The organism is Kordia sp. (genome assembly GCF_965224175.1).
GTDB lineage: Bacteria > Bacteroidota > Bacteroidia > Flavobacteriales > Flavobacteriaceae > Kordia.
In genome coordinates, this window is the sequence record NZ_OZ245041.1 from 2136311 (window position 1) to 2160013 (window position 23703).

Here is a 23703-nt window from a genome sequence, read left to right on the forward strand (position 1 = left end):
TTCTATGTAGAAATTATAAAGTTACTGCTTCTCCTCCTGCTGCTTCGATAGCTGCTTTAGCTGAAGCTGTGAATTTGTGAGCTGTAACTTTTAATTTTGATTTTAGTTCACCTCTTCCAAGGATTTTTACTAAATCAGTTTTTCTAGCTACTCTGTTAGCTACTAATATATTTAAATCAACAGTATCTGTGATTTTCCCTTCATCAACTAATTCCTGTAATCTATCAAGATTTACACCTTGATATTCTTTACGATTAATGTTTGTAAAACCAAACTTAGGAACACGTCTTTGTAAAGGCATTTGACCACCTTCAAATCCAATTTTCTTAGAATAACCAGATCGAGATTTAGCTCCTTTGTGACCACGTGTAGCAGTACCACCTTTTCCAGAACCTTGTCCTCTACCTACTCTTTTGTTATTACTTTGAACTGAACCATCAGCTGGTTTTAAGTTACTTAAATCCATAACTAATTGTTATTTTTAAGCTTCTTCAACAGAAACTAAATGTTTAACTTTATTTACCATTCCAAGGATGTTTGGTGTAGCCTCGTGTTCTACAACCTGACCGATCTTTTTAAGACCTAGCGCTTCTAGTGTTCTCTTTTGATTTTGAGGACGACTAATTTTGCTTTTTACTTGTGTTACTTTAATTTTTGCCATTTTATCCTTGATTTATCCTTTAAATACTTTTTCTAAAGAAATTCCTCTTTGTTTTGCAACCATACCAGCATCTCTTAATTGTAATAAAGCATCAAATGTTGCTTTTACTACGTTGTGCGGGTTAGACGATCCTTGTGACTTAGATAATACGTTGTGAACACCTACAGCTTCTAATACTGCACGTACAGCTCCACCAGCGATAACTCCAGTACCCGAAGATGCTGGTTGAATATATACTCTTGCTCCACCGTATTTACCTTTTTGCTCATGTGGCAATGTTCCGTTTTGTAGAGGAATACGAACTAAGTTTTTCTTAGCATCTTCAATTGCTTTAGCGATAGCTGTAGCAACATCTTTAGATTTTCCTAAACCGTGTCCTACAACACCGTTTTCATCTCCAACAACTACGATAGCTGAGAAACCAAAGGCTCTACCACCTTTAGTTACTTTAGTTACACGTTGTACTCCTACCAAACGATCTTTTAATTCTAGTCCACCTGGCTTTACTAATTCTGCGTTTTTGTATTTCTGATACATAGTTTCTTAGAATTTAAGTCCTCCTTCTCTAGCACCTTCTGCTAATGATTTTACTCTTCCGTGATATAAATATCCACCTCTATCAAATGCGATTGTTTCAATTCCAGCTTTTATTGCTTTTTCAGCAATAGACTTCCCTACTAAGGCAGCCACTTCTGATTTTGTTCCTTCTGCTTTGATATCTTTATCTCTTGATGAAGCGGCAACTAATGTTTTACCGTTTACATCATTGATAATTTGAGCATAAATTTCTTTATTACTTCTAAAAACAGATAATCGCGGTCTAGCTTCTGTACCTTCAACGATTTTTCTAATTCTGTTTTTGATTCTCTGTCTTCTTTCAGTCTTTGATAATCCCATAACTAATTATTAAGCTGATTTACCTGCTTTTCTTCTTAATACTTCTCCAACAAACTTAACTCCTTTTCCTTTGTAAGGTTCTGGCTTACGGAACGCACGGATTTTAGCCGCTACTTGTCCTACCAATTGCTTATCGAAAGAAGTTAATTTAATGATTGGATTCTTACCTTTCTCAGATATTGTTTCAACTTTAACTTCAGCAGCTAAGTTCATTACAATATTGTGAGAAAATCCTAAAGCTAATTCTAGTCTTTGTCCTTGGTTACTTGCTCTGTATCCAACTCCAACTAGTTCTAGTTCTTTTGTAAATCCTTTAGAGACACCTTCAACCATATTGTTAAGTAATGCTCTATATAGACCGTGTTTTGCTCTATGATCTTTGCTTTCAGATGGACGTTCTAGTACTAATTGACCTTCTTCTTCTTTAACGGTAATACCGTCAATTTTTTGTGTCAATTCTCCTAATTTACCTTTTACGGTTACCTGACCTTCTTTTATATCTACAGTAACTCCTGATGGAATACTTACTGGGTTTTTACCTATTCTTGACATTTCTGATAGTCTTTTTAATTAGTAAACGTAACATAAAACTTCTCCACCAACATTTTCACGTTGAGCTTGCTTTCCTGTCATTACTCCATGAGAAGTAGATACAATTGCAATTCCCAATCCGTTTAATACTCTTGGAAGTTCGTTAGCTCCAGCATACTGACGTAAACCTGGCGTACTGATTCTTTGAATTTTTTTGATAACAGGCTCTTTAGTCATCTTATCGTATTTTAAAGCGATTTTGATGCTTCCTTGAACTGTTGCATCCTCAAACTTATAACTTAAGATGAATCCTTGATCAAATAAGATCTTAGTAATCTCTTTTTTAAGTTTTGAAGCTGGAATTTCAACAACTCTGTGTCCTGCTCTACTAGCGTTTCTAACTCTAGTTAAATAATCCGCTATTGGATCTGTATACATATTTATTAATTTACGGTTTTGGTTTTCGATGTATATCGAACCTGAAACCAGTTTATAATTTTACCAACTTGCCTTTTTAACTCCAGGAATTAATCCTTTGTTAGCCATTTCTCTAAACATTACACGAGAAATACCGAACTGGCGCATATACCCTTTTGGTCTTCCTGTAAGTTTGCAACGATTGTGCATACGAACTGGAGAAGCATTTTTAGGTAACTTTTGTAATGCTTCATAATCTCCAGCTTCTTTCAAAGCTTTTCTTTTTTCAGCATATTTAGCAACCGTTTTTGCTCTTTTCACCTCGCGGGCTTTCATTGATTCTTTAGCCATAATTAATTCTTTTTAAAAGGTAATCCTAATTCAGTTAATAATGATTTAGCTTCTTTGTCTGTTTCCGCAGAAGTTACAAATGTAATATCCATTCCAGCAATTCTATTCACTTTATCGATATTTATTTCTGGAAAGATAATTTGCTCAGTAATTCCTAAGTTATAATTACCTCTTCCGTCGAAACCATTTGCTTTGATTCCATTAAAATCTCTTACACGTGGTAAGGCTGAAGTTGTTAATCTATCAAGGAACTCATACATTTTCTCTCCTCTTAACGTAACTTTCACACCAATTGGCATTCCTTTACGTAATTTGAAAGTTGCAACATCCTTTTTAGATATTGTAGGAATAGCTTTTTGTCCTGTAATTTTACCAAACTCTTCAATAGCGTGGTCAATTAATTTCTTATCAGCTACTGCTCCACCAACTCCTCTACTTAAAACTATTTTTTCAAGTTTTGGAACTTGCATTACGTTATTGTAACTGAATTCTTCTGTAAGTGCTTGGATAACTCTATCCTTGTACTCTTGTTTTAATCTTGGAATATAAGCCATAACTATAATACTTCATTAGATTTTTTAGAAAACCTTACTTTCTTATCTCCTTCCATTCTATATCCTACTCTTGTTGTTTCTCCTTTTGAAGTTAACAAAGATAGGTTAGATATTTGGATAGGCGCTTCTTTTTGAACGATTCCTCCTTGAGGGTTTTGTGCACTAGGCTTTTGATGCTTAGATACCATATTTACACCTTCAACAATCGCTTTGTTCTTTTCACGAAGAACAGTAAGCACTTTACCTTCTGATCCTTTATGATCTCCAGCAATTACACGTACTGTATCTCCTGATTTTATCTTTAGTTTTGTCATCTTAAACAATGTATTAAAGCACCTCTGGTGCTAATGATACAATTTTCATGAATTGCTTATCACGAAGTTCTCTAGCTACCGGTCCGAAAACACGTGTTCCTCTCATTTCCCCTGTTGGGTTTAAAAGCACACAAGCGTTATCATCGAATCTAATATAAGATCCATCAGGTCTTCTCACTTCTTTCTTAGTACGTACAACAACTGCTGTAGAAACTTGTCCTTTCTTTACACTTCCATTTGGAGTTGCGTCCTTTACAGTAACAACAATTTTATCTCCTACTGAAGCATAACGTCTTTTCGTTCCTCCTAATACACGGATTGTTAAAACTTCTTTAGCTCCCGTGTTATCTGCTACTTTTAATCTTGATTCTTGTTGTACCATAATTATTTAGCTCTTTCAATGATTTCAACTAATCTCCAACATTTAGTTTTACTTAATGGACGAGTTTCCATTATTTTCACAGTATCACCAATGTTACAATCGTTCTTTTCGTCGTGTGCAACATATTTCTTTGTTTTTAACACGAACTTACCGTACATAGGGTGCTTTACTCGTTTTACTTCAGAAACCACGATTGATTTCGTCATTTTATTACTAGTAACAACACCTATTCTCTCTTTTCTTAAATTTCTTTTTTCCATCTGTCAGTAGAATTCAATTTATTGTAATTCTCTTTTAGTTAGTTCGGTAGCTACTCTAGCAACTGTTCTTCTTACCGAACGCAACTGAATTGGATTATCTAAAGGAGAGATAGCATGTGCTACTTTTAAGTCTGAGTAGTTCTTTTTTAACTCCTTTAGTTTTTCTTGTAACTCAGCTACAGATAATTCTTTAATTTCTGATTGTTTCATACTTATAAAATTAAGCTTCGTAATCTCGAGCTACAATAAACTTCGTTTTAACTGGTAATTTTTGAGCTGCTAAGCGCAATGCTTCTTTAGCAACATCCATAGGAACTCCGCCTACTTCAAAAATAATTCTCCCAGGTTTTACAACAGCTGCCCAATATTCTGGAGCACCTTTACCTTTACCCATACGTACCTCAAGTGGCTTTTTTGTAATTGGCTTGTCTGGAAATATCTTGATCCATAATTGACCTTCTCTTTTCATATAACGAGTTGCCGCAACACGGGCAGCTTCAATTTGACGAGATGTCAAGAAATTTGAATCTAATGATTTGATACCAAACATACCGTTAGAAAGTAAGTGACCTCTTCCTGAGTTCCCATTCATACGCCCTTTCTGTACTTTACGATATTTTGTTCTTTTTGGCTGTAACATTTTTCTTTACTTTAAAAAATTACTTTCTACGACGAGATTTTCCTTTTCCACCTGAATTATTTCCACCTTTTCCTGACTGTTTTTTAGCCATTCCAACTAATGGAGATAATTCTCTCTTTCCATAAACCTCACCTTTCATTACCCATACTTTCACTCCTAATCTACCATAAGTAGTGTGAGCTTCATGTAATGCATAATCGATATCTGCTCTGAAAGTTGATAAAGGAATACGACCGTCTTTGTAAGACTCAGAACGTGCCATTTCTGCTCCGTTTAAACGTCCAGAAATTTGCACTTTGATTCCCTCAGCATTCATACGCATTGCAGCCGCAATAGCCATCTTAATAGCTCTTCTGTATGAAATTCTGTTTTCAATTTGACGCGCAATACTAGCAGCAACTAGATTCGCATCAAGTTCAGGTCTCTTGATCTCAAAAATATTGATCTGTACTTCCTTACCAGTAATCTTCTTAAGCTCTTCTTTTAACTTGTCTACCTCTTGACCTCCTTTACCAATAATGATACCTGGACGTGCCGTAGTGATAGTAACGGTTACAAGTTTAAGCGTACGCTCAATAATTACTCTAGAAACACTAGCTTTAGATAAACGAGCATGGATATACTTTCTGATTTTATCGTCCTCAGCAAGTTTATCTCCATAGTCATTACCTCCGTACCAGTTAGATTCCCATCCTCTGATGATACCAAGGCGATTTCCGATTGGATTTGTCTTTTGTCCCATACTTCCTATCTTAACTTTGTGTGTTATTATTAGCTCCTAATACCAATGTAACATGGTTGGAACGCTTTCTAATTCTGTGTGCACGACCTTGAGGTGCTGGACGAAGTCTCTTTAACATACTTCCACCATCTACTCTGATCTCTTTTACAAATAATTCAGCATCTTCTACACTTGCATCTTCATTTTTAGCTTGCCAGTTTGCTATTGCAGACAATAGCAATTTCTCTAAACGACGTGATGCTTCTTTTTGACTGAACTTTAATATATGAAGCGCTTTTTCTACTTTTTCACCTCTTACTAAATCCGCTACTAAGCGCATTTTTCTTGGCGAAGTAGGGCAGTTATTCAACTTTGCAAAGGCTATGCTTTTCTTAGCCTCTTTGATTTGCTCTGCTCTTTCTCTTTTACGAACTCCCATAGCTTCTTATTATTTTTTTCCTTTATTTTTAGCACCTGCATGTCCACGGAATGAACGTGTTGGTGAAAATTCTCCTAATTTATGTCCCACCATGTTTTCTGTAACATATACAGGAACAAACTGACGACCGTTATGAACAGCGATAGTCTGACCAACGAAATCTGGAGTAATCATAGATGCTCTTGACCATGTTTTGATCACAGCTTTCTTTCCTGACTCAACATTTTGTTGAACTTTTTTATCTAAACTATAGTGAACGTAAGGTCCTTTTTTTAATGATCTAGCCATGTCTTATTTCTTTCTACGTTCTATGATATATTTATTACTCGCTTTCGTCTTAGATCTAGTACGGTATCCTTTAGCTGGAATTCCATTTCTTGATCTTGGGTGTCCTCCAGCAGATTTACCTTCACCACCTCCCATTGGGTGATCAACAGGGTTCATCACAACTGGTCTCGTTCTTGGTCTTCTACCTAACCATCTTCCTCTACCTGCTTTACCAGATACTAACAATTGATGATCAGAATTAGAAATAGCTCCGATTGTCGCTAAACAATTAGCCATTACCATTCTTGTTTCACCTGAAGGCAATTTGATAGTTGCGTATTTTCCATCACGCGCCATTAACTGAGCAAAAGCTCCAGCACTACGAGCCATAACAGCTCCTTGTCCTGGACGCAATTCCACACAGGAAATAATAGTTCCTAATGGAATATTACTTAAAGGCATAGTGTTTCCGATTTCCGGAGCAACTTTCTCTCCTGAAACAACAGCTTGACCTACCTTTAATCCATTCTGAGCAATGATGTAACGCTTTTCCCCATCAGCATACTTTACTAACGCGATAAAAGCGGTTCTATTTGGATCATACTCTATAGACATTACTTCTGCAGAAACGTCTTTTCTATCTCTTTTGAAATCAATAATACGGTATCTTTTCTTATGACCACCTCCGATGTAACGCATGGTCATTTTACCTTGATTGTTTCTACCACCAGACCTCTTTTTCGGTGCAAGTAAACTCTTTTCCGGCTTATCAGTAGTGATGGCATCGAATCCATTAACTACTCTAAAACGCTGAGCTGGTGTAATTGGTTTTAATTTTCTTACTGACATTTTTTGTCTTTACTTATATATTGCTATAAAAATCAATAATATCTCCTTCCGCTACATCAACTATCGCTTTTTTTGTTGCGTTAGTCTTACCATGCTGAATACCAGTTTTGGTGTAACGTGTTTTTCTATCAGGTCCGTAATTCATAGTACGAACTTTCTCTACAGAAACCCCATAAGTAGCCTCTATAGTTTTCTTAATCTCTACTTTGTTAGCTTTTACATTCACTAAGAAAGTGTAGCGATTATTTAATTCACTATCAGCAGTAGCTTTTTCAGTTACAACTGGTTTAATTAAGATGCTCATTTGGTTTCTTATTTACTTAAATTTGACTCAATTCCTTCTAACGCACCTTCAAAAACAACTATGCTATTCGCATTAACTATTTTATAAGTACTTAATTCTGAGCTAGTTAAAACCTCAGAGGTTTTCAAATTACGTGACGACAAATATACATTATTATTTGAATCACCCAACACAAATAGCGATTTTTTACTATCTAACCCTAAAGCTTTCAATACATTGATGAAATTTTTAGTCTTAGGAGCATCAAAATTAAAGTCTTCAATTACGATGATTGACTCGCTTTTTGCTTTTAACGTAAGAGCTGATTTTCTAGCTAATCTCTTTACATTTTTATTTAACTTCTGAGAATAACTTCTTGGTCTTGGACCAAAAACTCTACCTCCACCTTTAAATAAAGGGTTTTTAATACTACCTGCTCTCGCAGTACCAGTACCTTTTTGCTTTTTAATCTTACGAGTACTTCCCGCGATTTCAGCTCTTTCCTTAGCCTTGTGCGTCCCTTGTCTTTGATTAGCAAGATATTGCTTTACATCCAAGTAAACTGCATGATCATTCGGCTCTATAGCAAAAACAGCATCAGAAAGGTTTGCCTTTCTACCTGTTTCTTTTCCGTTTATATCTAAAACTGCTACTTCCATTACTTCTGAACGATTACGTAAGCGTTTTTATGTCCAGGAACACATCCTTTGACAACTAATAAGTTCTTCTCTGGAACAACTTTTAAAACTCTTAAATTTTGAACTTTCACTTTATCTCCACCCATTCTTCCTGCCATACGCATTCCTTTGAATACACGTGCAGGGTAAGATGCAGCTCCAATAGAACCTGGTGCTCTAAGACGGTTGTGCTGACCATGCGTTGCTTGTCCAACTCCACCAAATCCGTGACGTTTCACAACACCTTGAAAACCTTTACCTTTAGAAGTTCCAGCAACATCAACAAACTCACCTTCTTCAAAGTGATCTACAGTGATACTATCTCCTAACTTATACTCTTCTTCAAATCCTTGGAATTCAACAACTTTGTATTTAGGCGTAGTACCTGCTTTTTTAAAGTGACCATTAGCCGCTTTAGAAGCACGTTTCTCTGCCTTGTCATCGAAACCAAGTTGAAGAGCTTCATACCCGTCAACCTCATTGGTTCTGACTTGGGTAACGACACAAGGACCTGCCTCAATAACTGTACATGGAATATTCTTTCCATTCTCGTCAAAGATGCTAGTCATGCCGATTTTTTTTCCGATTAACCCAGACATAATTATATATTTAATTTATTTACTTATTTAAAAAAATTCAGGGCGAAAATACTTTTCAACCCTGAATTGTATTTTTTCCGTTTTTCCTTTGCACGCAGCTCCGGACATGTATTTCAATTCTAAACTCAGAATTTTGAATTCAGAATTAAGTTATCACACTTTGATCTCTACTTCAACTCCACTTGGCAATTCAAGCTTCATAAGTGCATCAATTGTCTTTGAAGAAGAACTATAAATATCTAGTAATCTCTTGTAAGAACTTAATTGAAATTGCTCTCTTGACTTCTTGTTTACGTGTGGAGAACGTAATACAGTAAAGATTTTCTTGTGAGTTGGCAACGGGATTGGCCCAGTAACCACAGCACCTGTAGTTTTTACTGTTTTTACGATTTTCTCAGCTGACTTATCAACTAAGTTATGATCGTATGATTTTAATTTTATTCTAATTTTTTGACTCATTTTCTTAGTTTTAAGCAGTTACACCTTTAGATTTAGCAATTACTTCTTCAGAAATATTAGAAGGAGTTTCTGCATAATGAGAGAATTCCATTGTTGAAGTCGCTCTACCAGATGATAATGTTCTTAATGAAGTTACATAACCAAACATTTCAGATAACGGCACTGTTGCTTTTACAACTTTAGATCCAGCTCTATCAGACATATCAGATACTTGTCCACGACGACGGTTTAAGTCACCTACAATATCCCCCATATTTTCTTCTGGAGTTAATACCTCTAATTTCATGATTGGCTCAAGAATTACTGCTCCAGCTGCTTTTGCTGCTGATTTGTATCCTAATTTAGCCGCCAATTCGAAAGATAATGCATCAGAATCCACAGGGTGGAAAGATCCGTCTTTTAAAACAATCTTCATCGAATCCATTTCGAAACCAGCTAAAGGTCCATTTAACATTGCTGTTTTGAATCCTTTTTCTACAGACGGAATGAATTCTTTTGGAATACGACCACCTTTGATCTCATCAACGAATTGCAATCCTACTCCTTCAAAGCTTTCATCAACTGGACTCATTTCAAATACGATATCACCGAATTTACCACGTCCACCCGATTGCTTCTTATATGTTTCTCTATGCTCTGCTAATCTTGTTAATGCTTCTTTGTACTCTACCTGAGGCTCACCTTGATTTACTTCAACCTTAAACTCTCGCCTTAAACGATCTACAATAATATCTAAGTGAAGCTCTCCCATTCCTGAGATTACTGTTTGACCAGAAGCCTCATCAGTTTTCACTGTGAATGTTGGATCTTCTTCAGCTAATTTCGCTAAAGCGATACCTAATTTATCAACATCCGCCTTAGTTTTAGGCTCCACCGCGATACCAATTACTGGATCAGGGAAGTCCATAGACTCTAAAACGATTGGGTTTTTCTCATCAGAAAGCGTATCTCCTGTTTTGATACTTTTAAATCCAACAGCAGCTCCAATATCTCCAGCCTCAATAAAGTCGATAGCATTTTGCTTATTAGAGTGCATTTGATAGATACGCGAGATACGTTCTTTTTTACCTGAACGATTATTCAACACGTAAGAACCTGCATCTAACCTTCCAGAATATGCACGGAAGAATGCCAAACGACCTACAAAAGGATCTGTAGCAATTTTAAATGCTAATGCAGCGAAAGGATCTTTTGCATCTGGCTTACGAGTGATTTCCTCACCTGTATCAGGATTCGTTCCAACGATATCATCTTTATCAATTGGCGAAGGCAAGTAACGACACACTGCATCTAATAAGAATTGAACTCCTTTATTTTTGAATGCAGAACCACAAATCATAGGAATGATTGCCATGTCCATTACAGCAGCTCTTAATGCAGCATGAATTTCATCTTCAGTAATAGAGTTTTCATCTTCCATGAACTTCTCTAACAACTCCTCATCATATGTTGCAACTTCTTCAATTAAGTGTGCACGCGCTTCAGCAGCTTCTTCTTTTAATTCCTCTGGAATATCAATAACATCAAAAGTAGCTCCTTGCGTTTCATCATGCCAAACAATAGCACGGTTTTTCACCAAGTCAACAATACCTTTAAAGTCCATTTCTTCTCCAATCGGCAATACAATTTGCACAGCGTTAGAACCTAACATTTCTTTCACCTGCGTACAAACATTTCCGAAGTTAGAACCTTGACGGTCCATTTTATTTACGAATCCAATTCTTGGAACCTTGTAGTTATCTGCTAGCCTCCAGTTAGTTTCAGATTGTGGCTCAACACCATCAACCGCACTAAATAAGAAAACTAATCCATCTAAGACACGTAATGAACGGTTTACCTCTACCGTAAAGTCAACGTGACCTGGAGTATCGATAATATTGAAGTGATACCCTTTTGCATCAGCTGTCGGCTTTCCGTTTTCAGTTGGAAAGTTCCAAGTACAAGTTGTCGCAGCAGACGTAATTGTAATACCACGCTCTTGCTCTTGCTCCATCCAGTCCATTGTAGCAGCACCATCATGTACTTCTCCAATTTTATGACTTACACCTGTATAGTATAAGATACGTTCTGTAGTAGTTGTTTTACCAGCATCAATATGAGCAGCGATACCGATATTTCTAGTATATTTTAAATCTCTAGCCATTTCTTTAGTTATGTGTGATTAAAATCTAAAATGTGAGAATGCTTTGTTTGCCTCAGCCATCTTGTGCGTATCTACTCTCTTCTTAACTGCTGCACCTTCTTCTTTTGCAGCTGCTAATACTTCTGAAGCTAATTTTAACGCCATTGATTTCTCGTTTCTTTTACGAGCATAGCTAATTAACCACTTCATAGCCATAGATACTTTTCTATCTGGTCTAATTTGCATTGGAATTTGGAATGTAGCTCCACCAACTCTTCTTGATCGAACTTCCACGTGAGGCATTACATTAGATAATGCATCTTTCCATAATTCTAAAGCTGTTTTTTCGTCGTCTGTTTTCTTTTGATCTACAATATCAATTGCGTCATAGAAAATCTTAAATGCTACAGACTTTTTACCATCCCACATTAAGTTATTCACAAAACGTGTTACTAATTGATCATTAAATCTTGGATCTGGTAAAAGAGGTCTTTTTTTCGCCTTTCTTTTTCTCATGTCTTTACATTAAAAGTTTTTAATTACTTCTTTGGGCGTTTTGCACCGTACTTAGATCTACGTTGCGTTCTACCTTCTACACCTGCAGTGTCTAAAGCTCCACGAACGATATGATATCTAACTCCCGGTAAATCTTTTACCCTTCCACCTCTAACTAATACTATCGAGTGCTCTTGTAGATTGTGCCCTTCTCCTGGAATGTAAGCATTCACTTCATTACCGTTTGTCAAACGAACCCTTGCAACTTTACGCATTGCCGAGTTAGGTTTTTTCGGTGTTGTCGTGTATACACGCGTACAAACTCCACGTCTCTGAGGACAAGAATCTAAAGCAGCCGATTTACTCTTCTTAGTTATTTTGGCTCTTCCTTTTCTTACTAATTGTGAAATTGTTGGCATCTATTATTAAATATATTTTATATTAAAACCCTCTTTTGAGGGCGGCAAAGGTATGTTTTTTTTCTTATAATTCAAATCTTAATAACTTAATTTTCAATAAGATTAATTTTTTAAGGCATCCACACACATTAATTCCTGTTTTTTTACGTTAATTTGACATTGATCGCATTCATGTTTTTAGTTTGAAAAAATCACCCACATACATTTTCACATTATTTTTTATACTTTTTTGTTGCTCATACATACATGGACAAACATTAAACATTAAAGGAAGTAACAATAATGAACAACAGATTATTGACGCCGCTAATTACAAAAGAGCGCACGAAAATATAAAATCTATTGCAGATGAACTGAATTCACTACAAAAAGCACTTTTTTCATCAGGATACTTTGACGCTTCTTATTCTAAACTCAAGAAAACGAATGATTCAACCTATGAAAGCACTTTCAAACTCAACACAAAATATAATTCTTTAAAGATTAATTACAACAAAGAAAAATTAGACGAAAGTCTACTAAGCGCATTCAACCTAGAATACACAGACACATATTTCACCATCACACCCAAAAACCTATCTCCTTTCCTAGAAGCTGTTGTAGAAAACTATCAAAACACAGGAAATCCATTTGCAGAAGTACAACTTACAAACATTCAAAAACAAGAACAAACTATTTTTGCTGATCTACATATTCAAATCACAGAAAAGCGTAGACTCGATAAAATCATTATTAAAGGGTATGAGAAATTCCCAAAATCATACACCAAACATTACTTAAGATTAACATCTAACGTTTTTAACAAGGAAGAAATTACCAATCAAACCAAACGAATTGATCAATTACCGTTTGCACGCCAAATTAAAGACCCTGAAATATTATTCACAAAAGACTCTACTATATTATATGTATATATCGAAAAAGTGAAGAGTAACTTTTTTGATGGTTTTATTGGATTTAATTCAGATGAAGATACCGGAAACCTAAAATTAAATGGTTATCTCGATCTGAAACTAACTAACAATTTAAACGCTGGCGAACAGTTTAATATTCTCTGGAAGAACGACGGCAACAAGCAAACGAAGTTCTTAGCCGATTTAAAAGTTCCATATGTTTTCAACTCTCCTCTTGGTGTAAACGCTGCATTAGATATTTTTAAACGCGATTCACTTTTTACGATTATCAACACAAAGTTCAACACTTTTTATCAAATCAATCAAAACAACCAAGTTCATGTTGGCATCCAACAAGTAGAATCAAATAATTTACTAGAAGACAATACAAATACTTCTATTGATGACTACAAAAGCTTTTTCACCACAGCAGGTTATACTTTTTCCAAAAGAAACAACAATTACAGCATTTTTCAAGACAAAGTAATTATAAGCGCTGAAGGACAAATAGGAACAAGAAAAAACGGCACCGAGAAGAACGAACAATCCAAATTTTCATTTACTGGAAATTATTTATGGGAATTAAATAACAGAAACTTTATTTACATCAACAACACATCAGAAGCATTGATTTCTGACGAATATCTAACCAACGAGAAATTACGCTTAGGAGGAATTCAATCCATCAGAGGTTTTAACGAAAATAGCCTTGAAGCCACACTCTACAGCACCATAAATACCGAATATAGATATATTCTTTCTCGCAACTCATATGTGCACTCTATCATAGATTTCACATACCTACAAGACAACCTAACTCAAACAGACGTAAAACTATACGGATTTGGCTTCGGACTCGGCATACGTTCAAAATCTGGACTCCTTAAAATTAATTATGCTGTTGGAAAATCTGACAATTCTACAATCAAACTATCTGAATCTAAGGTTCATATAAGTCTATCCACTTCCTTCTAACATTAGAACCAAATGCTCTTTTATTAAAGATCAGTCACTTTTTTCCTTAAAAAAATAGGAATATTAACATATTATTATGATTTTTGGAATAGCTAATTCAAATAATTAACACAATGAGAACAAAGTTTAATGGAGTATTAACGCTTTTGCTGGCGTTAATGGTGCAGCTTGCGCTTGCACAAGAAAAAACAGTCAAAGGTACTGTTTCCGACGAATCTGGAGTTCCGCTACCCGCGGCCAGCGTAGTCGTTAAAGAAACTAATGCTGGTATATCTACCGATTTTGATGGAAATTATTCTATCAAAGTAAATCAAGGACAAACCTTAGTATTTAGTTACGTTGGTTACAAAAGCCAAGAAGTAAAGGTTGGTGCATCAAACACTATCAATGCTTCCTTGCAACCTGACAACCAATTAGAAGAAGTAATTATTACTGCACAGGGTATTAAAAAGGAAAAAAAAGCTTTAGGTTATGCCGTTTCTACGGTTGAAAGTAAAGACTTAGAACAGAAAGCAGACACTGATATCGGTAAGATATTACGTGGTAAGGCTTCTGGGGTAAGAATTACTGGTTCTGGAGGTGTTTCTGGTAGTGGTTCTAACATCATTATTAGAGGACAATCATCTATTACTGGTGGAAATCAACCTCTTTTCATTGTAGATGGTGTACCATTTGATGGGTCATCAGGTGGAGCAAACCAATCTGCAAGTTCTGGAGCCTTCCAATCTGGTAACGTAAGTAGTAGATTTGCTGATATTGATCCAAATAACATTGAAAGCGTTAGTATCTTAAAAGGTTTAAGTGCAACTGCTCTTTATGGTGGTGAAGGTCGTAACGGTGTTATCTTAATTACTACAAAAACAGGAAAAGATGCTAACAAAAAGATGGAGGTTACTGTAAATCAGTCAATTTTCTTCAACAGTATCGTTTTACCAGATTACCAAAACACTTGGGGTAACGGTTTCCAAAACGTATACGGAGCATTCTTTAGCAACTGGGGAGCACGTTTTGATAGTCAAGCTACAATTGACAATGCATTCAGAACTTCTATTGTAAACAATTTTGGTGTTGAGCCATCTGTTTTATTCCCAAATAGACCTGACTTAGATGCTCAAAATGTTGAGTACAGAGCTTATGATAGCCAAAAAGAATACTTTAAAACAGGTACTATTGCTAGTACTTCCATAAATGTTGCTGGTGCATTTTCAGACAAAGGAAGCTTCAATGCTTCTTATGCACACGTAGACGATCAATCATTTATTCCAAATAACAGCTTACGAAGAGATAACTTCTCAGTTGGTGGAACTTTCAAAATGTCAAACAAATTTACTGTATCTGGTAAAATTAGTTTAGCTAAGACAGATATTAGAAGTCCATTTACAGATGCTTCTACTGGTAGTGACGTTACGTCTTCTACTGCTGGTACTGGAGGTATCGCTTCTGTATGGAATATTCTTTATTTACCACGTAGTGTGGATATTACATTACCAAACCAACATCCTATTACAGGAGAAAGTATTTGGTATAGAGGTGGAAATGACCGTACAAACCCAGCATGGGTATTAAACAACACACAAGACAGAAACAGTACTGATCGTGTATTTACTAACTTTGTAACTTCTTATGAAGCTGCTGATTGGTTAACATTATCGTATCGTTTAGGAATTGATAGTCAAAATACAAGATCAAGACGTGTAATTAACAAAGGTTCTAATGATGGTCTTCATCCAAACGGATACTTACAGACTACTTCTGAAAGATTTACTATTTGGGATCACTCTATCTTAGCATCTCTTGATAAAGAAATCAATGAAGATTTTGCAGTTCAAGCAACATTTGGAGCAACTACAAAGCGTCAAATTTTTGAGCGTGATGGTTCTGAGAGTAGAGATCAAATTATCTACGGATTATGGAATCACTTGAACTTCAGTAACTCTAGTACTATTATTGAAGGAACTGTTTTTGCAGACAACAACCAAACATACCAAACATTCAGTGAGCAAAATAACGTTGCCGCATATGTTTCTGGAACATTGTCTTACAAAAACTTCTTATATTTAAATACATCGTTAAGAAACGAATGGAACTCAACATTAGAGCAAGAAAACAGATCTCAGTTCTCTCCTGGTGTGAGTATGTCATTTGTTCCCACTTCTGCATTTGAAGGATTACGTTCTAAAAATGGATTAAATTTCTTAAAGCTTAGAGCTGGTTACGGTACTTCTCCTGGTTTCCCAGGACCTTATAATACAAGAGGTGTTATTTCTTTAGTACCAAACATCTTTCAAACTGCTGCAGGAAATGGAACTGTTACCACAAGTGTTCCTAACTTCTTACCAAACCCAGACTTAAAGCCTGAGCTTTCTAAAGAGCTTGAATTTGGTGTTGAAGCAAGATTCTTAGACAACAGAGTTGGTTTAGACTTCACATACTATAGCAGAGATACTGAAGACCAAATTATTCAAAGACCATTAGCTCCTGAAACAGGATATACAAGTACATTTACTAACATTGGTAACGTATTAAACAAAGGTTTTGAAATTGGATTCGATATTACACCTGTAAGAACAGAAGATTTCGAATTTAAACTTACTGGTAGCTTCACTCAAAACGAAAGTGAAGTTAAAGGTCTTGATGACGGAGAGCAAATCCTTTATGGAGGTATCTTCGCTACTCCTGCAAATGCCGCTATTAATGGACAACCATTAGGTGTTATTGTTGGAGGAAGAGTTTTAAGAGACGATCAAGGAAATCGTTTAGTAAACGAAAACGGATACTGGATTCAAGATCCTGAAAATGGTGTAATTGGAGATCCAAACCCAGATTGGTTTACAACTGTAAACACAGGGTTCACTTGGAAAAACTGGACTTTAAATATGCAGTGGGAATACCAAAAAGGTGGAGACATCTATGCTACTACTGTAGGTGCATTAGTAGGTAGAGGATTAGTTGAAGATACTGATTTCGACAGAACACAAAGTATTGTATTACCAGGTGTACGTCAATCTACAGGACAACCAAACGATATTCAAGTAACTGCTACTGAGGCATACTTTAATAATATTGGTTTTGGAGTTGACGAATTATTAATCTATGATGCTACGCACATCAGATTAAGAGAAGCTGCTATTAGCTATAGACTTCCTAAAAAATGGTTAGATAGAACTCCTTTTGGTAATGTATCATTTACACTTTCTGGACAAAACTTATTTGTAAAAGCATTTAATACTCCTGATAGTGTAAACTACGATCCTGAATTAAACAGTTTAGGTGTTGGTAACTCTCAAGGATTTGACTATTTAACTTCTTGGAACTCGAGAAGATACGGTATGAGCGTAAAAGTAACATTCTAAAAAAATTAACAATGAAAATAAAAAACAACAAATTATTTTGGTTGCTAGGTCTAATACTTGTATTCTCTTGTGAAACCACAGAGTTAGACTTACTAGTAGATCCAAATTTACCGACTCCCGACGCATTAGATGTGGATTCGAATTTAAATTTCATTCAATTCCAGCTTTCGGAATTTTTTGAAGACGCTACCGAATCAGGAGCAGAAGCTGTACGTTTAGAGTACATGTTTGATGAGTATGACGTAAATTTCAATAACACAAACGCTAGCAATAGCGGTATGTGGACAACTGCATATGCTAACATACTTAATGAAGTACAAGCATTAATTCCAATTGCTACAAACTCAGGTAGTGTAAGACACATTGGGGTTGCTAGAATCATAAGAGCATACACAATGATGACTTTAGTTGATTATTTTGGAGATGTACCTTACAGTGAAGCTTTACAAGGTGACTCAGGTGTAGTATTCCCAAATGTTGATTCTGGTTCTGATGTATATGACGCTGCTTTAGCGGAGTTAGACTTAGCATTAGCAGATTTTGCTAATATTGATGGAAATACTCCTGGTTTTAATGATTTATACTACAGCGAAGGTGGAAGCAACACAATGCCAAACTGGACTAAATTAGCAAATACACTAAAACTTAAATACTACTTAAACAGAAGGTTAATTGACCCTGCTGGTTCAACTGCAGGAATCAATGCTTTACTTACTGACGGAGATATTATCACTGCTAGTTCTGAAGATTTCAAATGGACTTCTGGTACATCAATAAATCCTCAAAGTAGACACCCATACTTTGTTGAAGAATATTTAGCCGCAAATACAGGTGAATATATTCCTAATTACTTAATGTGGGCACTTACTCAAGAAAAAGGAAGTGACGACCCAAGATTAAGATACTATATTTATAGACAAGTAAATGCATTCCCAACGGACCCAGCAACTTTAGACAATGAAATTAGCTGTTGGAATGACCCAAGACCTAGCACTTATGCTGCAATTGACGGAATGCAAGCAGTTCCATTACCATTCTGTTCATTATTTGGACGTGGTGACGGATACTGGGGTAGAGATCATGCAAACGCAGAAGGAATTCCACCAGATAATGCAAAAAGAACAACATTTGGAGTATATCCAGTTGGAGGTCGTTTTGACGACAATGACGCTGATGGTATTGACGACAATGACGGACTTCAAGGAGCTGGTATTTGGCCAATCATGATGGATTCATTTGTATATTTCATGAGAGCTGAAGCTGCATTATACCTAGGAACTTCTGATGACGCCGCTGCCATGTTAGAGCAAGGAATCAGATCATCTATGGCTACAGTAACTGGATTTTTACCTAATCCTGGTGACTTCACTAACATTTCAGATGCTGCTGCAATTGATACATACGTTAATGATGTAATGACTGCATACATGGCTGCTGGTAGTAATGATGAAAGAATGAATATTATTGGAAAAGAATACTGGTTAGCAATGTACGGAAACGGAGTTGAAGGATACAACCTTTACAGAAGAACTGGTGCTCCTGGAAACTTACAACCTACTTTATTAGGAACAAGTACATTCCCAAGATCATTCCTATATCCAAATGTAACGGTTGATAGAAATATAAATATTACTCAGAAGCCAGGACTTGCTGTTCAAGTATTCTGGGATAATAATCCTGCAGGATTTATTCAATAAAAGAAAGAATTATGAAAAATAAATTTATAAAAACAATATTCATGCTGAGCGCTGTACTTGTAACATTTTACAGCTGTACAGATGATGACACGCTCCCTGTTGATTTTGATGACTTAATCGTAACAGGACTTCCATTTGCATCTGAAACTGCTACAAATGGCTTGACATCTATCAATAAAATTGATATTACACCTGCTATTTTAAGTGGATTTAGCAAAAGTTATGTAGTTAACTCACTTGACGCAGGTAGAGATGTAACTAGAGTTGACTTTTATGTAAGCTTTGCAGGACAAAATACAAATGCCGATGAAGCATTATTCGCAACTGTCCAATCAAGTGAATTTAACAATGACGGTGAATTCCCTTCATTTAGCTTAGATTTTGCTTGGAGCACTATTTTATCAACTTTAGGATTAACCCTTGATGATCTAGAAGGTGGAGATAACTTCAATTTCAGATTAGCGCTAACAAATGCAAACGGAACATATTCTGACGTAAGTGCAAACTTTGACAATCAGTCTGCAGATCATACATTTGTTTCACCTGTAGTATGTTTAGTTGCTCCTGTAGCTGGAGATTGGACATTATCTATGACTGATTTATTTGGTGATGGATGGAACGGTGGTGCAATCACAGTGAACATTGATGGTGTAACATCAGAATTTGCTGCTGCAGGTACTGGAGGAACTGAAACTATTAACATTCCTGTAGGTACAGCTATTTTCACTTTCACATACACAGCAGGAAATTGGGAAGGTGAAAATTTATATACACTAACTGATCCAACTGGTTCTGTGATTTTGGACGAAGGTGTAGGAGACGGTAGCTTTGCTAATGGACCAAGAGAAGGAGAGTTATTAAATGCATGTCCAGACTAAGACTAAGCAAATTTAACTAGAAACACTAGATACTAACACAAATCTAGTAAATAATATAGACAGCCTTTGATTTAAATCAAAGGCTGTTTTTTTTCGCCTAATTTTTGCGAATTTCCATCTTCCTTATAAAACAAATAAGCTACACTCCAAATAAAGAGATATTTAACTCACTCGAATTTCAACAAAAAGATTGTAAATACAAGAAATAGAAGGTTTAACTCTATATTTTCTCAATTTCATAAATATTTAACAAAACTGTATCATTTTGATAATTCAATGATTACAACTTCTGCATCACCCTCATTTCTACACGTATACCTTTGTTTACAGACATAAAATAAGTGTCATTTTTCAAAAAAACTTAGCATGAATAAGTATTTTTAAGAAAAAAAAATTGGATTATTAACATATAATTAGGATTTTTGGCGATAGCTAATTCAAATAAATTAAAAAAATGAGAACAAAGTTTAGTGGAATTTTAACGCTATTCCTAGCGTTATTTGTGCAGATTCTGTTTGCACAACAACAGACTGTCTCAGGTACAGTAACCGATGACACCGGTATGCCGTTACCAGGAGCAACTGTTTTGATTAAAGGTACTAACACAGGTAAGACCACTGATTTCGACGGTAACTACTCTATTAAAGCTAACAACGGGCAGACGCTTGTTTTTAGTTATGTAGGATTTACTAGCCAAGAAGTTAAAGTTTCATCTGCTACTATCAATGTACAATTAAAGCAAGGTGAAGCTTTAGAAGCTGTAACAGTTGTCGCTTATGGTGGAGCTGTAAACAGTGCTAAAGTAGCATCTGCGATTGCAACTGTTGATGGATCAACTATTGAGCAAGTTCCTATTAACTCTTTAGACCAGGTACTTCAGGGTGCTGCAGCTGGGGTTAGTGTGAACACAGGATCAGGTCAACCAGGTCAATCAGGTACGATTATCATTAGAGGTCGTAACTCATTACAAGGTGATATTGAGCCATTATTCGTAATTGATGGTGTACCAGTAGATCAAGATAACTTTAGAAGTTTAAACCAAAACGACATCGAATCTTTATCTGTATTGAAAGATGCAGCTGCTACCGCAATTTACGGTAACAGAGGTGCTGGTGGGGTAGTAATCGTAACTACTAAAAAAGGTAAAAAAGGTTCTGGAGTTAACATTCAATATAGAACACTTTATGGTGTTGCTGTAAAGCCTAAGACAAGATTTGAAGTAATGAATGCTAGTCAATTCCTTACTTTTCAAAGAGATTTATTACCAGGAGGACAATTTGGAGATACTTTAACTGATACTCAAATTGCTGCTATTTCAGCACAAACAAACACAAATTGGTCAGATATCTTCTTCCAACAAGGAACAACTTTATCTCACGAATTAAGTGTTTCTACAGGTAATGAAAACACTAGTTCATATACATCGCTTCAGTACTACAAGCAAGAAGGTATTACACTAGGTAGTGATTTAAAGCGTTTTTCTTTCAGAAATAACTTTAACGGAAGTTCTGATAGCAAGAAATTCAACTATGCAACTACATTAACATTAAACTACTCAGTAAGTAGCTTTATCGTAGATGCTGCCAGAGGAAATAACACAGGTGGTCAGTTAGACAACCCGTTCATTGTTCCTTACATTGGATTACCTTATTTAAATGCATACAATCCTGACGGAAGCTTAAACATTGTTGGTACTAGAAGAAGTGAAGCAATTAATAATGATGGATCATTTGATAACCCTAACGGATTCTTAAACACTCCATTCCTTGCATTAAACACTGCTAGATTAAATACAGACCAAGAAAGTGAATTTAAAGCTGTAGGTAGTATTTCTGCTGATTACAACTTTGCAAAGAATTTAACAATTGGTGGTTCTGTAGGTATCGATTATACAAACATCGAATCATTATTTATAACTGCTCCAGGAAGTATTAGAGGTTTAATCACTCCTTCTCAGGCTGCAGAGCAAAAAGGTACTCAATTTGAGAACTTCTTTAGAGATGCTAACTTTATTACAAATGCTTTCTTAAGATACCAAAATGACATTACTGACAAGTTAAATTTAACTGCTAGTATATATGGAGAGTACAACTACTCTAACACACAAAATGCTAACTTCCAAGCTTTCGGTTTAAACCCTGCTTTACCAGGTTCTGGTAGCGGTTTCACTGCTGGAAACACTTTTGAAGATGATGACGCAAACAATGATGGTGTTATTGACTTAACTGAAAGAGCATTCCCTTATGTTCCAGGTGTTGGATCATCAGAAACTGAAATTGCTTTAGCTTCTGTATTCGCAACTGTTGGTTTAGACTGGGACGGAAAATATGGTTTTGATGCTACAATTAGACGTGACCAAACATCTCGTTTCCCTAAAAACCCAACTGGTACATTCTGGTCGGTTGCAGGTAGATGGAATATCGACAACGAAGACTTTATGAGTGATGTAGATTTTATTTCTACTTTAAAACTTAGAGCTAGTTATGGAGTTGTAGGTAACCAAAACGTTGGAAGCCGTTACCAAGGTCTTCAAACTGTAAACGCAGGTCCAAGTTACCAATTAGGTACTGGATACAACTTAGGTACGTTAGTTGATGAGAACATTAAGTGGGAAACTTCTAACCAGTTAAACGTTGGTTTAAGTTTTGGATTCTGGAATAACAGATTATCTGGAGAATTAGATTTCTACAGAAACTTAACAGAAGACTTATTCTCTCAAAAATTATTATCTGTTTCAGGAACTGGTTACAACCAAGTTACAGCAAACGTTGCTGATATGAGTAACACAGGTGTTGATTTACAAATTTCTTATGATGTATTAAGAAAGTCTGCTACAAACCCATGGTCTGTAAGAGTACACGGAAATGGTAACTACAACAAAAACAAAGTTGAAAGCTTACCAGGTGGATTCACAGGTAACAACTTACGTGTTGCAGAAGGACGTGCAGCAAACACATGGCACCAAGTAAGATGGGCTGGAGTTGATCCATCAAATGGACAACCTCTTTATCTTGATATAAACGGAAATGTAACTAACGTTTTCAACCCAGATGACGCAGTATACTTAGATAAAAACTTTGATCCTACATACACTGGAGGTTTCGGAGCTGACATCTCTTACAAAGGATTTACTTTAAGTTCTTTATTCTCATTCGTAGCAGACAGATACAGACAAAACAGTTCATTAGCAATTGTTGAAGATTCAGGATTAGCAGGATTCGCTAACCAGTCAACTTCATTATTAAACGCATGGACTACTCCAGGACAAGTAACAGATATTCCTGCATTATCATTTGGAGGTTTACGTGCTGTTGATGGAGATCGTTACATTGAGGATGCATCATTCTTACGTTTAAGAAACGTTACATTATCATACACAGTTGATTCTAAAATCTTAGAAAAAACAAATATCTTATCTGGAATGAGAGTTTACGTTCAGGGTACTAACTTAGTAACATGGACAAAATGGAGAGGATTTGATCCTGAAAGTAACCAGAGTACTGGTTTCTTCGATTATCCAGTTCCAAGAACTTTCTCTTTAGGATTTGACTTAAACTTTTAAAAAATAAA

29 protein-coding genes are annotated in these 23703 nt (G+C 35.8%); 5 read left to right on the top strand and 24 right to left on the bottom strand.

The genetic code is table 11. The annotated features are described in order from the left end of the window. Positions 1 to 13: 13 nt before the first annotated feature. From rplO to rpsL, 24 genes are all read right to left on the bottom strand, one after another. The gene (rplO, locus tag ACOQOS_RS09220; RefSeq protein WP_420574682.1) at positions 14 to 466 is read right to left on the bottom strand and encodes a 50S ribosomal protein L15; all 453 of its coding nucleotides are present in this window, start codon (positions 464 to 466) and stop codon (positions 14 to 16) included. Between the two features lie 15 nt (positions 467 to 481). Then, positions 482 to 661, bottom strand: coding sequence for a 50S ribosomal protein L30 (gene rpmD, locus ACOQOS_RS09225; protein WP_420574683.1), 180 nt, complete (start codon positions 659 to 661; stop codon positions 482 to 484). 12 nt (positions 662 to 673) lie between these two features. Next, a complete protein-coding gene (gene rpsE, locus ACOQOS_RS09230) occupies positions 674 to 1198 on the bottom strand; it encodes a 30S ribosomal protein S5 (protein WP_007094971.1) in 525 nt (174 codons plus the stop codon). Positions 1199 to 1204: 6 nt separating this feature from the next. Further along, positions 1205 to 1558 (bottom strand): 50S ribosomal protein L18, encoded by a 354-nt coding sequence (gene rplR, locus ACOQOS_RS09235; RefSeq protein ID WP_420574684.1) that lies wholly within the window; start codon positions 1556 to 1558, stop codon positions 1205 to 1207. A 9-nt stretch (positions 1559 to 1567) separates the two neighbouring features. Then, entirely contained in the window at positions 1568 to 2110 is a 543-nt protein-coding gene (gene rplF, locus ACOQOS_RS09240; protein ID WP_420574685.1) for a 50S ribosomal protein L6, read from the bottom strand. 18 nt (positions 2111 to 2128) lie between these two features. Beyond that, the gene (rpsH, locus tag ACOQOS_RS09245; protein ID WP_420574686.1) at positions 2129 to 2527 is read right to left on the bottom strand and encodes a 30S ribosomal protein S8; all 399 of its coding nucleotides are present in this window, start codon (positions 2525 to 2527) and stop codon (positions 2129 to 2131) included. Positions 2528 to 2587: 60 nt separating this feature from the next. Further along, positions 2588 to 2857 carry a 30S ribosomal protein S14 gene (rpsN, locus tag ACOQOS_RS09250; RefSeq protein ID WP_046756854.1) on the bottom strand — a complete coding sequence of 90 codons (270 nt, stop codon included), beginning with the start codon at positions 2855 to 2857 and terminating at the stop codon, positions 2588 to 2590. Between the two features lie 2 nt (positions 2858 to 2859). After that, positions 2860 to 3411 carry a 50S ribosomal protein L5 gene (gene rplE / locus ACOQOS_RS09255; RefSeq protein WP_420574687.1) on the bottom strand — a complete coding sequence of 184 codons (552 nt, stop codon included), beginning with the start codon at positions 3409 to 3411 and terminating at the stop codon, positions 2860 to 2862. Positions 3412 to 3413: 2 nt separating this feature from the next. After that, the gene (gene rplX, locus ACOQOS_RS09260) at positions 3414 to 3725 is read right to left on the bottom strand and encodes a 50S ribosomal protein L24 (protein ID WP_420574688.1); all 312 of its coding nucleotides are present in this window, start codon (positions 3723 to 3725) and stop codon (positions 3414 to 3416) included. A 13-nt stretch (positions 3726 to 3738) separates the two neighbouring features. Next, positions 3739 to 4107: a 50S ribosomal protein L14 gene (gene rplN / locus ACOQOS_RS09265; RefSeq protein WP_007094978.1), complete on the bottom strand. Its 369-nt coding sequence runs from the start codon at positions 4105 to 4107 to the stop codon at positions 3739 to 3741. A 2-nt stretch (positions 4108 to 4109) separates the two neighbouring features. Continuing rightward, complete coding sequence (gene rpsQ, locus ACOQOS_RS09270; RefSeq protein ID WP_007094979.1) at positions 4110 to 4367, bottom strand: 30S ribosomal protein S17; 258 nt, start codon at positions 4365 to 4367, stop codon at positions 4110 to 4112. 18 nt (positions 4368 to 4385) lie between these two features. After that, positions 4386 to 4577, bottom strand: a complete 192-nt coding sequence (gene rpmC / locus ACOQOS_RS09275) for a 50S ribosomal protein L29 (protein WP_007094980.1) — start codon at positions 4575 to 4577, stop codon at positions 4386 to 4388. A gap of 10 nt (positions 4578 to 4587) precedes the next feature. Then, the gene (gene rplP, locus ACOQOS_RS09280) at positions 4588 to 5007 is read right to left on the bottom strand and encodes a 50S ribosomal protein L16 (protein WP_420574689.1); all 420 of its coding nucleotides are present in this window, start codon (positions 5005 to 5007) and stop codon (positions 4588 to 4590) included. A 19-nt stretch (positions 5008 to 5026) separates the two neighbouring features. Continuing rightward, the gene (gene rpsC / locus ACOQOS_RS09285; protein ID WP_420574690.1) at positions 5027 to 5749 is read right to left on the bottom strand and encodes a 30S ribosomal protein S3; all 723 of its coding nucleotides are present in this window, start codon (positions 5747 to 5749) and stop codon (positions 5027 to 5029) included. A 10-nt stretch (positions 5750 to 5759) separates the two neighbouring features. Then, a complete protein-coding gene (gene rplV, locus ACOQOS_RS09290; RefSeq protein ID WP_420574691.1) occupies positions 5760 to 6167 on the bottom strand; it encodes a 50S ribosomal protein L22 in 408 nt (135 codons plus the stop codon). A gap of 9 nt (positions 6168 to 6176) precedes the next feature. Beyond that, positions 6177 to 6455 (bottom strand): 30S ribosomal protein S19, encoded by a 279-nt coding sequence (gene rpsS / locus ACOQOS_RS09295; protein ID WP_072303192.1) that lies wholly within the window; start codon positions 6453 to 6455, stop codon positions 6177 to 6179. Between the two features lie 3 nt (positions 6456 to 6458). Further along, a complete protein-coding gene (rplB, locus tag ACOQOS_RS09300; protein WP_420574692.1) occupies positions 6459 to 7283 on the bottom strand; it encodes a 50S ribosomal protein L2 in 825 nt (274 codons plus the stop codon). 13 nt (positions 7284 to 7296) lie between these two features. Then, positions 7297 to 7587 carry a 50S ribosomal protein L23 gene (rplW, locus tag ACOQOS_RS09305; protein WP_007094986.1) on the bottom strand — a complete coding sequence of 97 codons (291 nt, stop codon included), beginning with the start codon at positions 7585 to 7587 and terminating at the stop codon, positions 7297 to 7299. Between the two features lie 8 nt (positions 7588 to 7595). Then, positions 7596 to 8225 (bottom strand): 50S ribosomal protein L4, encoded by a 630-nt coding sequence (rplD, locus tag ACOQOS_RS09310; RefSeq protein WP_420574693.1) that lies wholly within the window; start codon positions 8223 to 8225, stop codon positions 7596 to 7598. Continuing rightward, positions 8225 to 8842 (bottom strand): 50S ribosomal protein L3, encoded by a 618-nt coding sequence (gene rplC / locus ACOQOS_RS09315; RefSeq protein ID WP_420574694.1) that lies wholly within the window; start codon positions 8840 to 8842, stop codon positions 8225 to 8227. Before rplC ends, rplD begins: the two co-directional genes overlap by 1 nt. Positions 8843 to 8995: 153 nt before the next feature. Continuing rightward, entirely contained in the window at positions 8996 to 9301 is a 306-nt protein-coding gene (rpsJ, locus tag ACOQOS_RS09320) for a 30S ribosomal protein S10 (protein WP_007094989.1), read from the bottom strand. 10 nt (positions 9302 to 9311) lie between these two features. Then, positions 9312 to 11444: an elongation factor G gene (gene fusA / locus ACOQOS_RS09325; protein ID WP_420574695.1), complete on the bottom strand. Its 2133-nt coding sequence runs from the start codon at positions 11442 to 11444 to the stop codon at positions 9312 to 9314. Positions 11445 to 11462: 18 nt separating this feature from the next. Next, positions 11463 to 11939 (bottom strand): 30S ribosomal protein S7, encoded by a 477-nt coding sequence (gene rpsG / locus ACOQOS_RS09330; protein ID WP_420574696.1) that lies wholly within the window; start codon positions 11937 to 11939, stop codon positions 11463 to 11465. A 23-nt stretch (positions 11940 to 11962) separates the two neighbouring features. Further along, positions 11963 to 12337 carry a 30S ribosomal protein S12 gene (rpsL, locus tag ACOQOS_RS09335; RefSeq protein ID WP_007094992.1) on the bottom strand — a complete coding sequence of 125 codons (375 nt, stop codon included), beginning with the start codon at positions 12335 to 12337 and terminating at the stop codon, positions 11963 to 11965. 182 nt (positions 12338 to 12519) lie between these two features. On the opposite strand from rpsL, the gene ACOQOS_RS09340 reads away from it, so the two are divergent. The 5 genes from ACOQOS_RS09340 to ACOQOS_RS09360 all read left to right on the top strand — a co-directional run bounded on the left by ACOQOS_RS09340 (position 12520) and on the right by ACOQOS_RS09360 (position 23695). Continuing rightward, on the top strand, positions 12520 to 14205 hold the full coding sequence (locus tag ACOQOS_RS09340; protein WP_420574697.1) for a hypothetical protein: 1686 nt from the start codon (positions 12520 to 12522) through the stop codon (positions 14203 to 14205). A 113-nt stretch (positions 14206 to 14318) separates the two neighbouring features. Continuing rightward, a complete protein-coding gene (locus tag ACOQOS_RS09345; RefSeq protein ID WP_420574698.1) occupies positions 14319 to 17558 on the top strand; it encodes a SusC/RagA family TonB-linked outer membrane protein in 3240 nt (1079 codons plus the stop codon). Between the two features lie 11 nt (positions 17559 to 17569). Continuing rightward, positions 17570 to 19255 carry a SusD/RagB family nutrient-binding outer membrane lipoprotein gene (locus tag ACOQOS_RS09350; RefSeq protein WP_420574699.1) on the top strand — a complete coding sequence of 562 codons (1686 nt, stop codon included), beginning with the start codon at positions 17570 to 17572 and terminating at the stop codon, positions 19253 to 19255. 11 nt (positions 19256 to 19266) lie between these two features. Next, positions 19267 to 20133, top strand: coding sequence for a hypothetical protein (locus ACOQOS_RS09355; protein WP_420574700.1), 867 nt, complete (start codon positions 19267 to 19269; stop codon positions 20131 to 20133). A 454-nt stretch (positions 20134 to 20587) separates the two neighbouring features. After that, a complete protein-coding gene (locus ACOQOS_RS09360; RefSeq protein WP_420574701.1) occupies positions 20588 to 23695 on the top strand; it encodes a SusC/RagA family TonB-linked outer membrane protein in 3108 nt (1035 codons plus the stop codon). Positions 23696 to 23703: the final 8 nt, after the last annotated feature.

Bases quoted from the DNA above. Each gene is read 5' to 3' on its own strand.
- rplO (WP_420574682.1), bottom strand. From the start codon at position 466: ATGGATTTAAGTAACTTAAAACCAGCTGATGGTTCAGTTCAAAGTAAT.
- rpmD (WP_420574683.1), bottom strand. From the start codon at position 661: ATGGCAAAAATTAAAGTAACACAAGTAAAAAGCAAAATTAGTCGTCCT.
- rpsE (WP_007094971.1), bottom strand. From the start codon at position 1,198: ATGTATCAGAAATACAAAAACGCAGAATTAGTAAAGCCAGGTGGACTA.
- rplR (WP_420574684.1), bottom strand. From the start codon at position 1,558: ATGGGATTATCAAAGACTGAAAGAAGACAGAGAATCAAAAACAGAATT.
- rplF (WP_420574685.1), bottom strand. From the start codon at position 2,110: ATGTCAAGAATAGGTAAAAACCCAGTAAGTATTCCATCAGGAGTTACT.
- rpsH (WP_420574686.1), bottom strand. From the start codon at position 2,527: ATGTATACAGATCCAATAGCGGATTATTTAACTAGAGTTAGAAACGCT.
- rpsN (WP_046756854.1), bottom strand. From the start codon at position 2,857: ATGGCTAAAGAATCAATGAAAGCCCGCGAGGTGAAAAGAGCAAAAACG.
- rplE (WP_420574687.1), bottom strand. From the start codon at position 3,411: ATGGCTTATATTCCAAGATTAAAACAAGAGTACAAGGATAGAGTTATC.
- rplX (WP_420574688.1), bottom strand. From the start codon at position 3,725: ATGACAAAACTAAAGATAAAATCAGGAGATACAGTACGTGTAATTGCT.
- rplN (WP_007094978.1), bottom strand. From the start codon at position 4,107: ATGGTACAACAAGAATCAAGATTAAAAGTAGCAGATAACACGGGAGCT.
- rpsQ (WP_007094979.1), bottom strand. From the start codon at position 4,367: ATGGAAAAAAGAAATTTAAGAAAAGAGAGAATAGGTGTTGTTACTAGT.
- rpmC (WP_007094980.1), bottom strand. From the start codon at position 4,577: ATGAAACAATCAGAAATTAAAGAATTATCTGTAGCTGAGTTACAAGAA.
- rplP (WP_420574689.1), bottom strand. From the start codon at position 5,007: ATGTTACAGCCAAAAAGAACAAAATATCGTAAAGTACAGAAAGGGCGT.
- rpsC (WP_420574690.1), bottom strand. From the start codon at position 5,749: ATGGGACAAAAGACAAATCCAATCGGAAATCGCCTTGGTATCATCAGA.
- rplV (WP_420574691.1), bottom strand. From the start codon at position 6,167: ATGGGAGTTCGTAAAAGAGAAAGAGCAGAGCAAATCAAAGAGGCTAAG.
- rpsS (WP_072303192.1), bottom strand. From the start codon at position 6,455: ATGGCTAGATCATTAAAAAAAGGACCTTACGTTCACTATAGTTTAGAT.
- rplB (WP_420574692.1), bottom strand. From the start codon at position 7,283: ATGTCAGTAAGAAAATTAAAACCAATTACACCAGCTCAGCGTTTTAGA.
- rplW (WP_007094986.1), bottom strand. From the start codon at position 7,587: ATGAGCATCTTAATTAAACCAGTTGTAACTGAAAAAGCTACTGCTGAT.
- rplD (WP_420574693.1), bottom strand. From the start codon at position 8,225: ATGGAAGTAGCAGTTTTAGATATAAACGGAAAAGAAACAGGTAGAAAG.
- rplC (WP_420574694.1), bottom strand. From the start codon at position 8,842: ATGTCTGGGTTAATCGGAAAAAAAATCGGCATGACTAGCATCTTTGAC.
- rpsJ (WP_007094989.1), bottom strand. From the start codon at position 9,301: ATGAGTCAAAAAATTAGAATAAAATTAAAATCATACGATCATAACTTA.
- fusA (WP_420574695.1), bottom strand. From the start codon at position 11,444: ATGGCTAGAGATTTAAAATATACTAGAAATATCGGTATCGCTGCTCAT.
- rpsG (WP_420574696.1), bottom strand. From the start codon at position 11,939: ATGAGAAAAAGAAAGGCGAAAAAAAGACCTCTTTTACCAGATCCAAGA.
- rpsL (WP_007094992.1), bottom strand. From the start codon at position 12,337: ATGCCAACAATTTCACAATTAGTAAGAAAAGGAAGAGCCAAAATAACT.
- ACOQOS_RS09345 (WP_420574698.1), top strand. From the start codon at position 14,319: ATGAGAACAAAGTTTAATGGAGTATTAACGCTTTTGCTGGCGTTAATG.
- ACOQOS_RS09350 (WP_420574699.1), top strand. From the start codon at position 17,570: ATGAAAATAAAAAACAACAAATTATTTTGGTTGCTAGGTCTAATACTT.
- ACOQOS_RS09355 (WP_420574700.1), top strand. From the start codon at position 19,267: ATGAAAAATAAATTTATAAAAACAATATTCATGCTGAGCGCTGTACTT.
- ACOQOS_RS09360 (WP_420574701.1), top strand. From the start codon at position 20,588: ATGAGAACAAAGTTTAGTGGAATTTTAACGCTATTCCTAGCGTTATTT.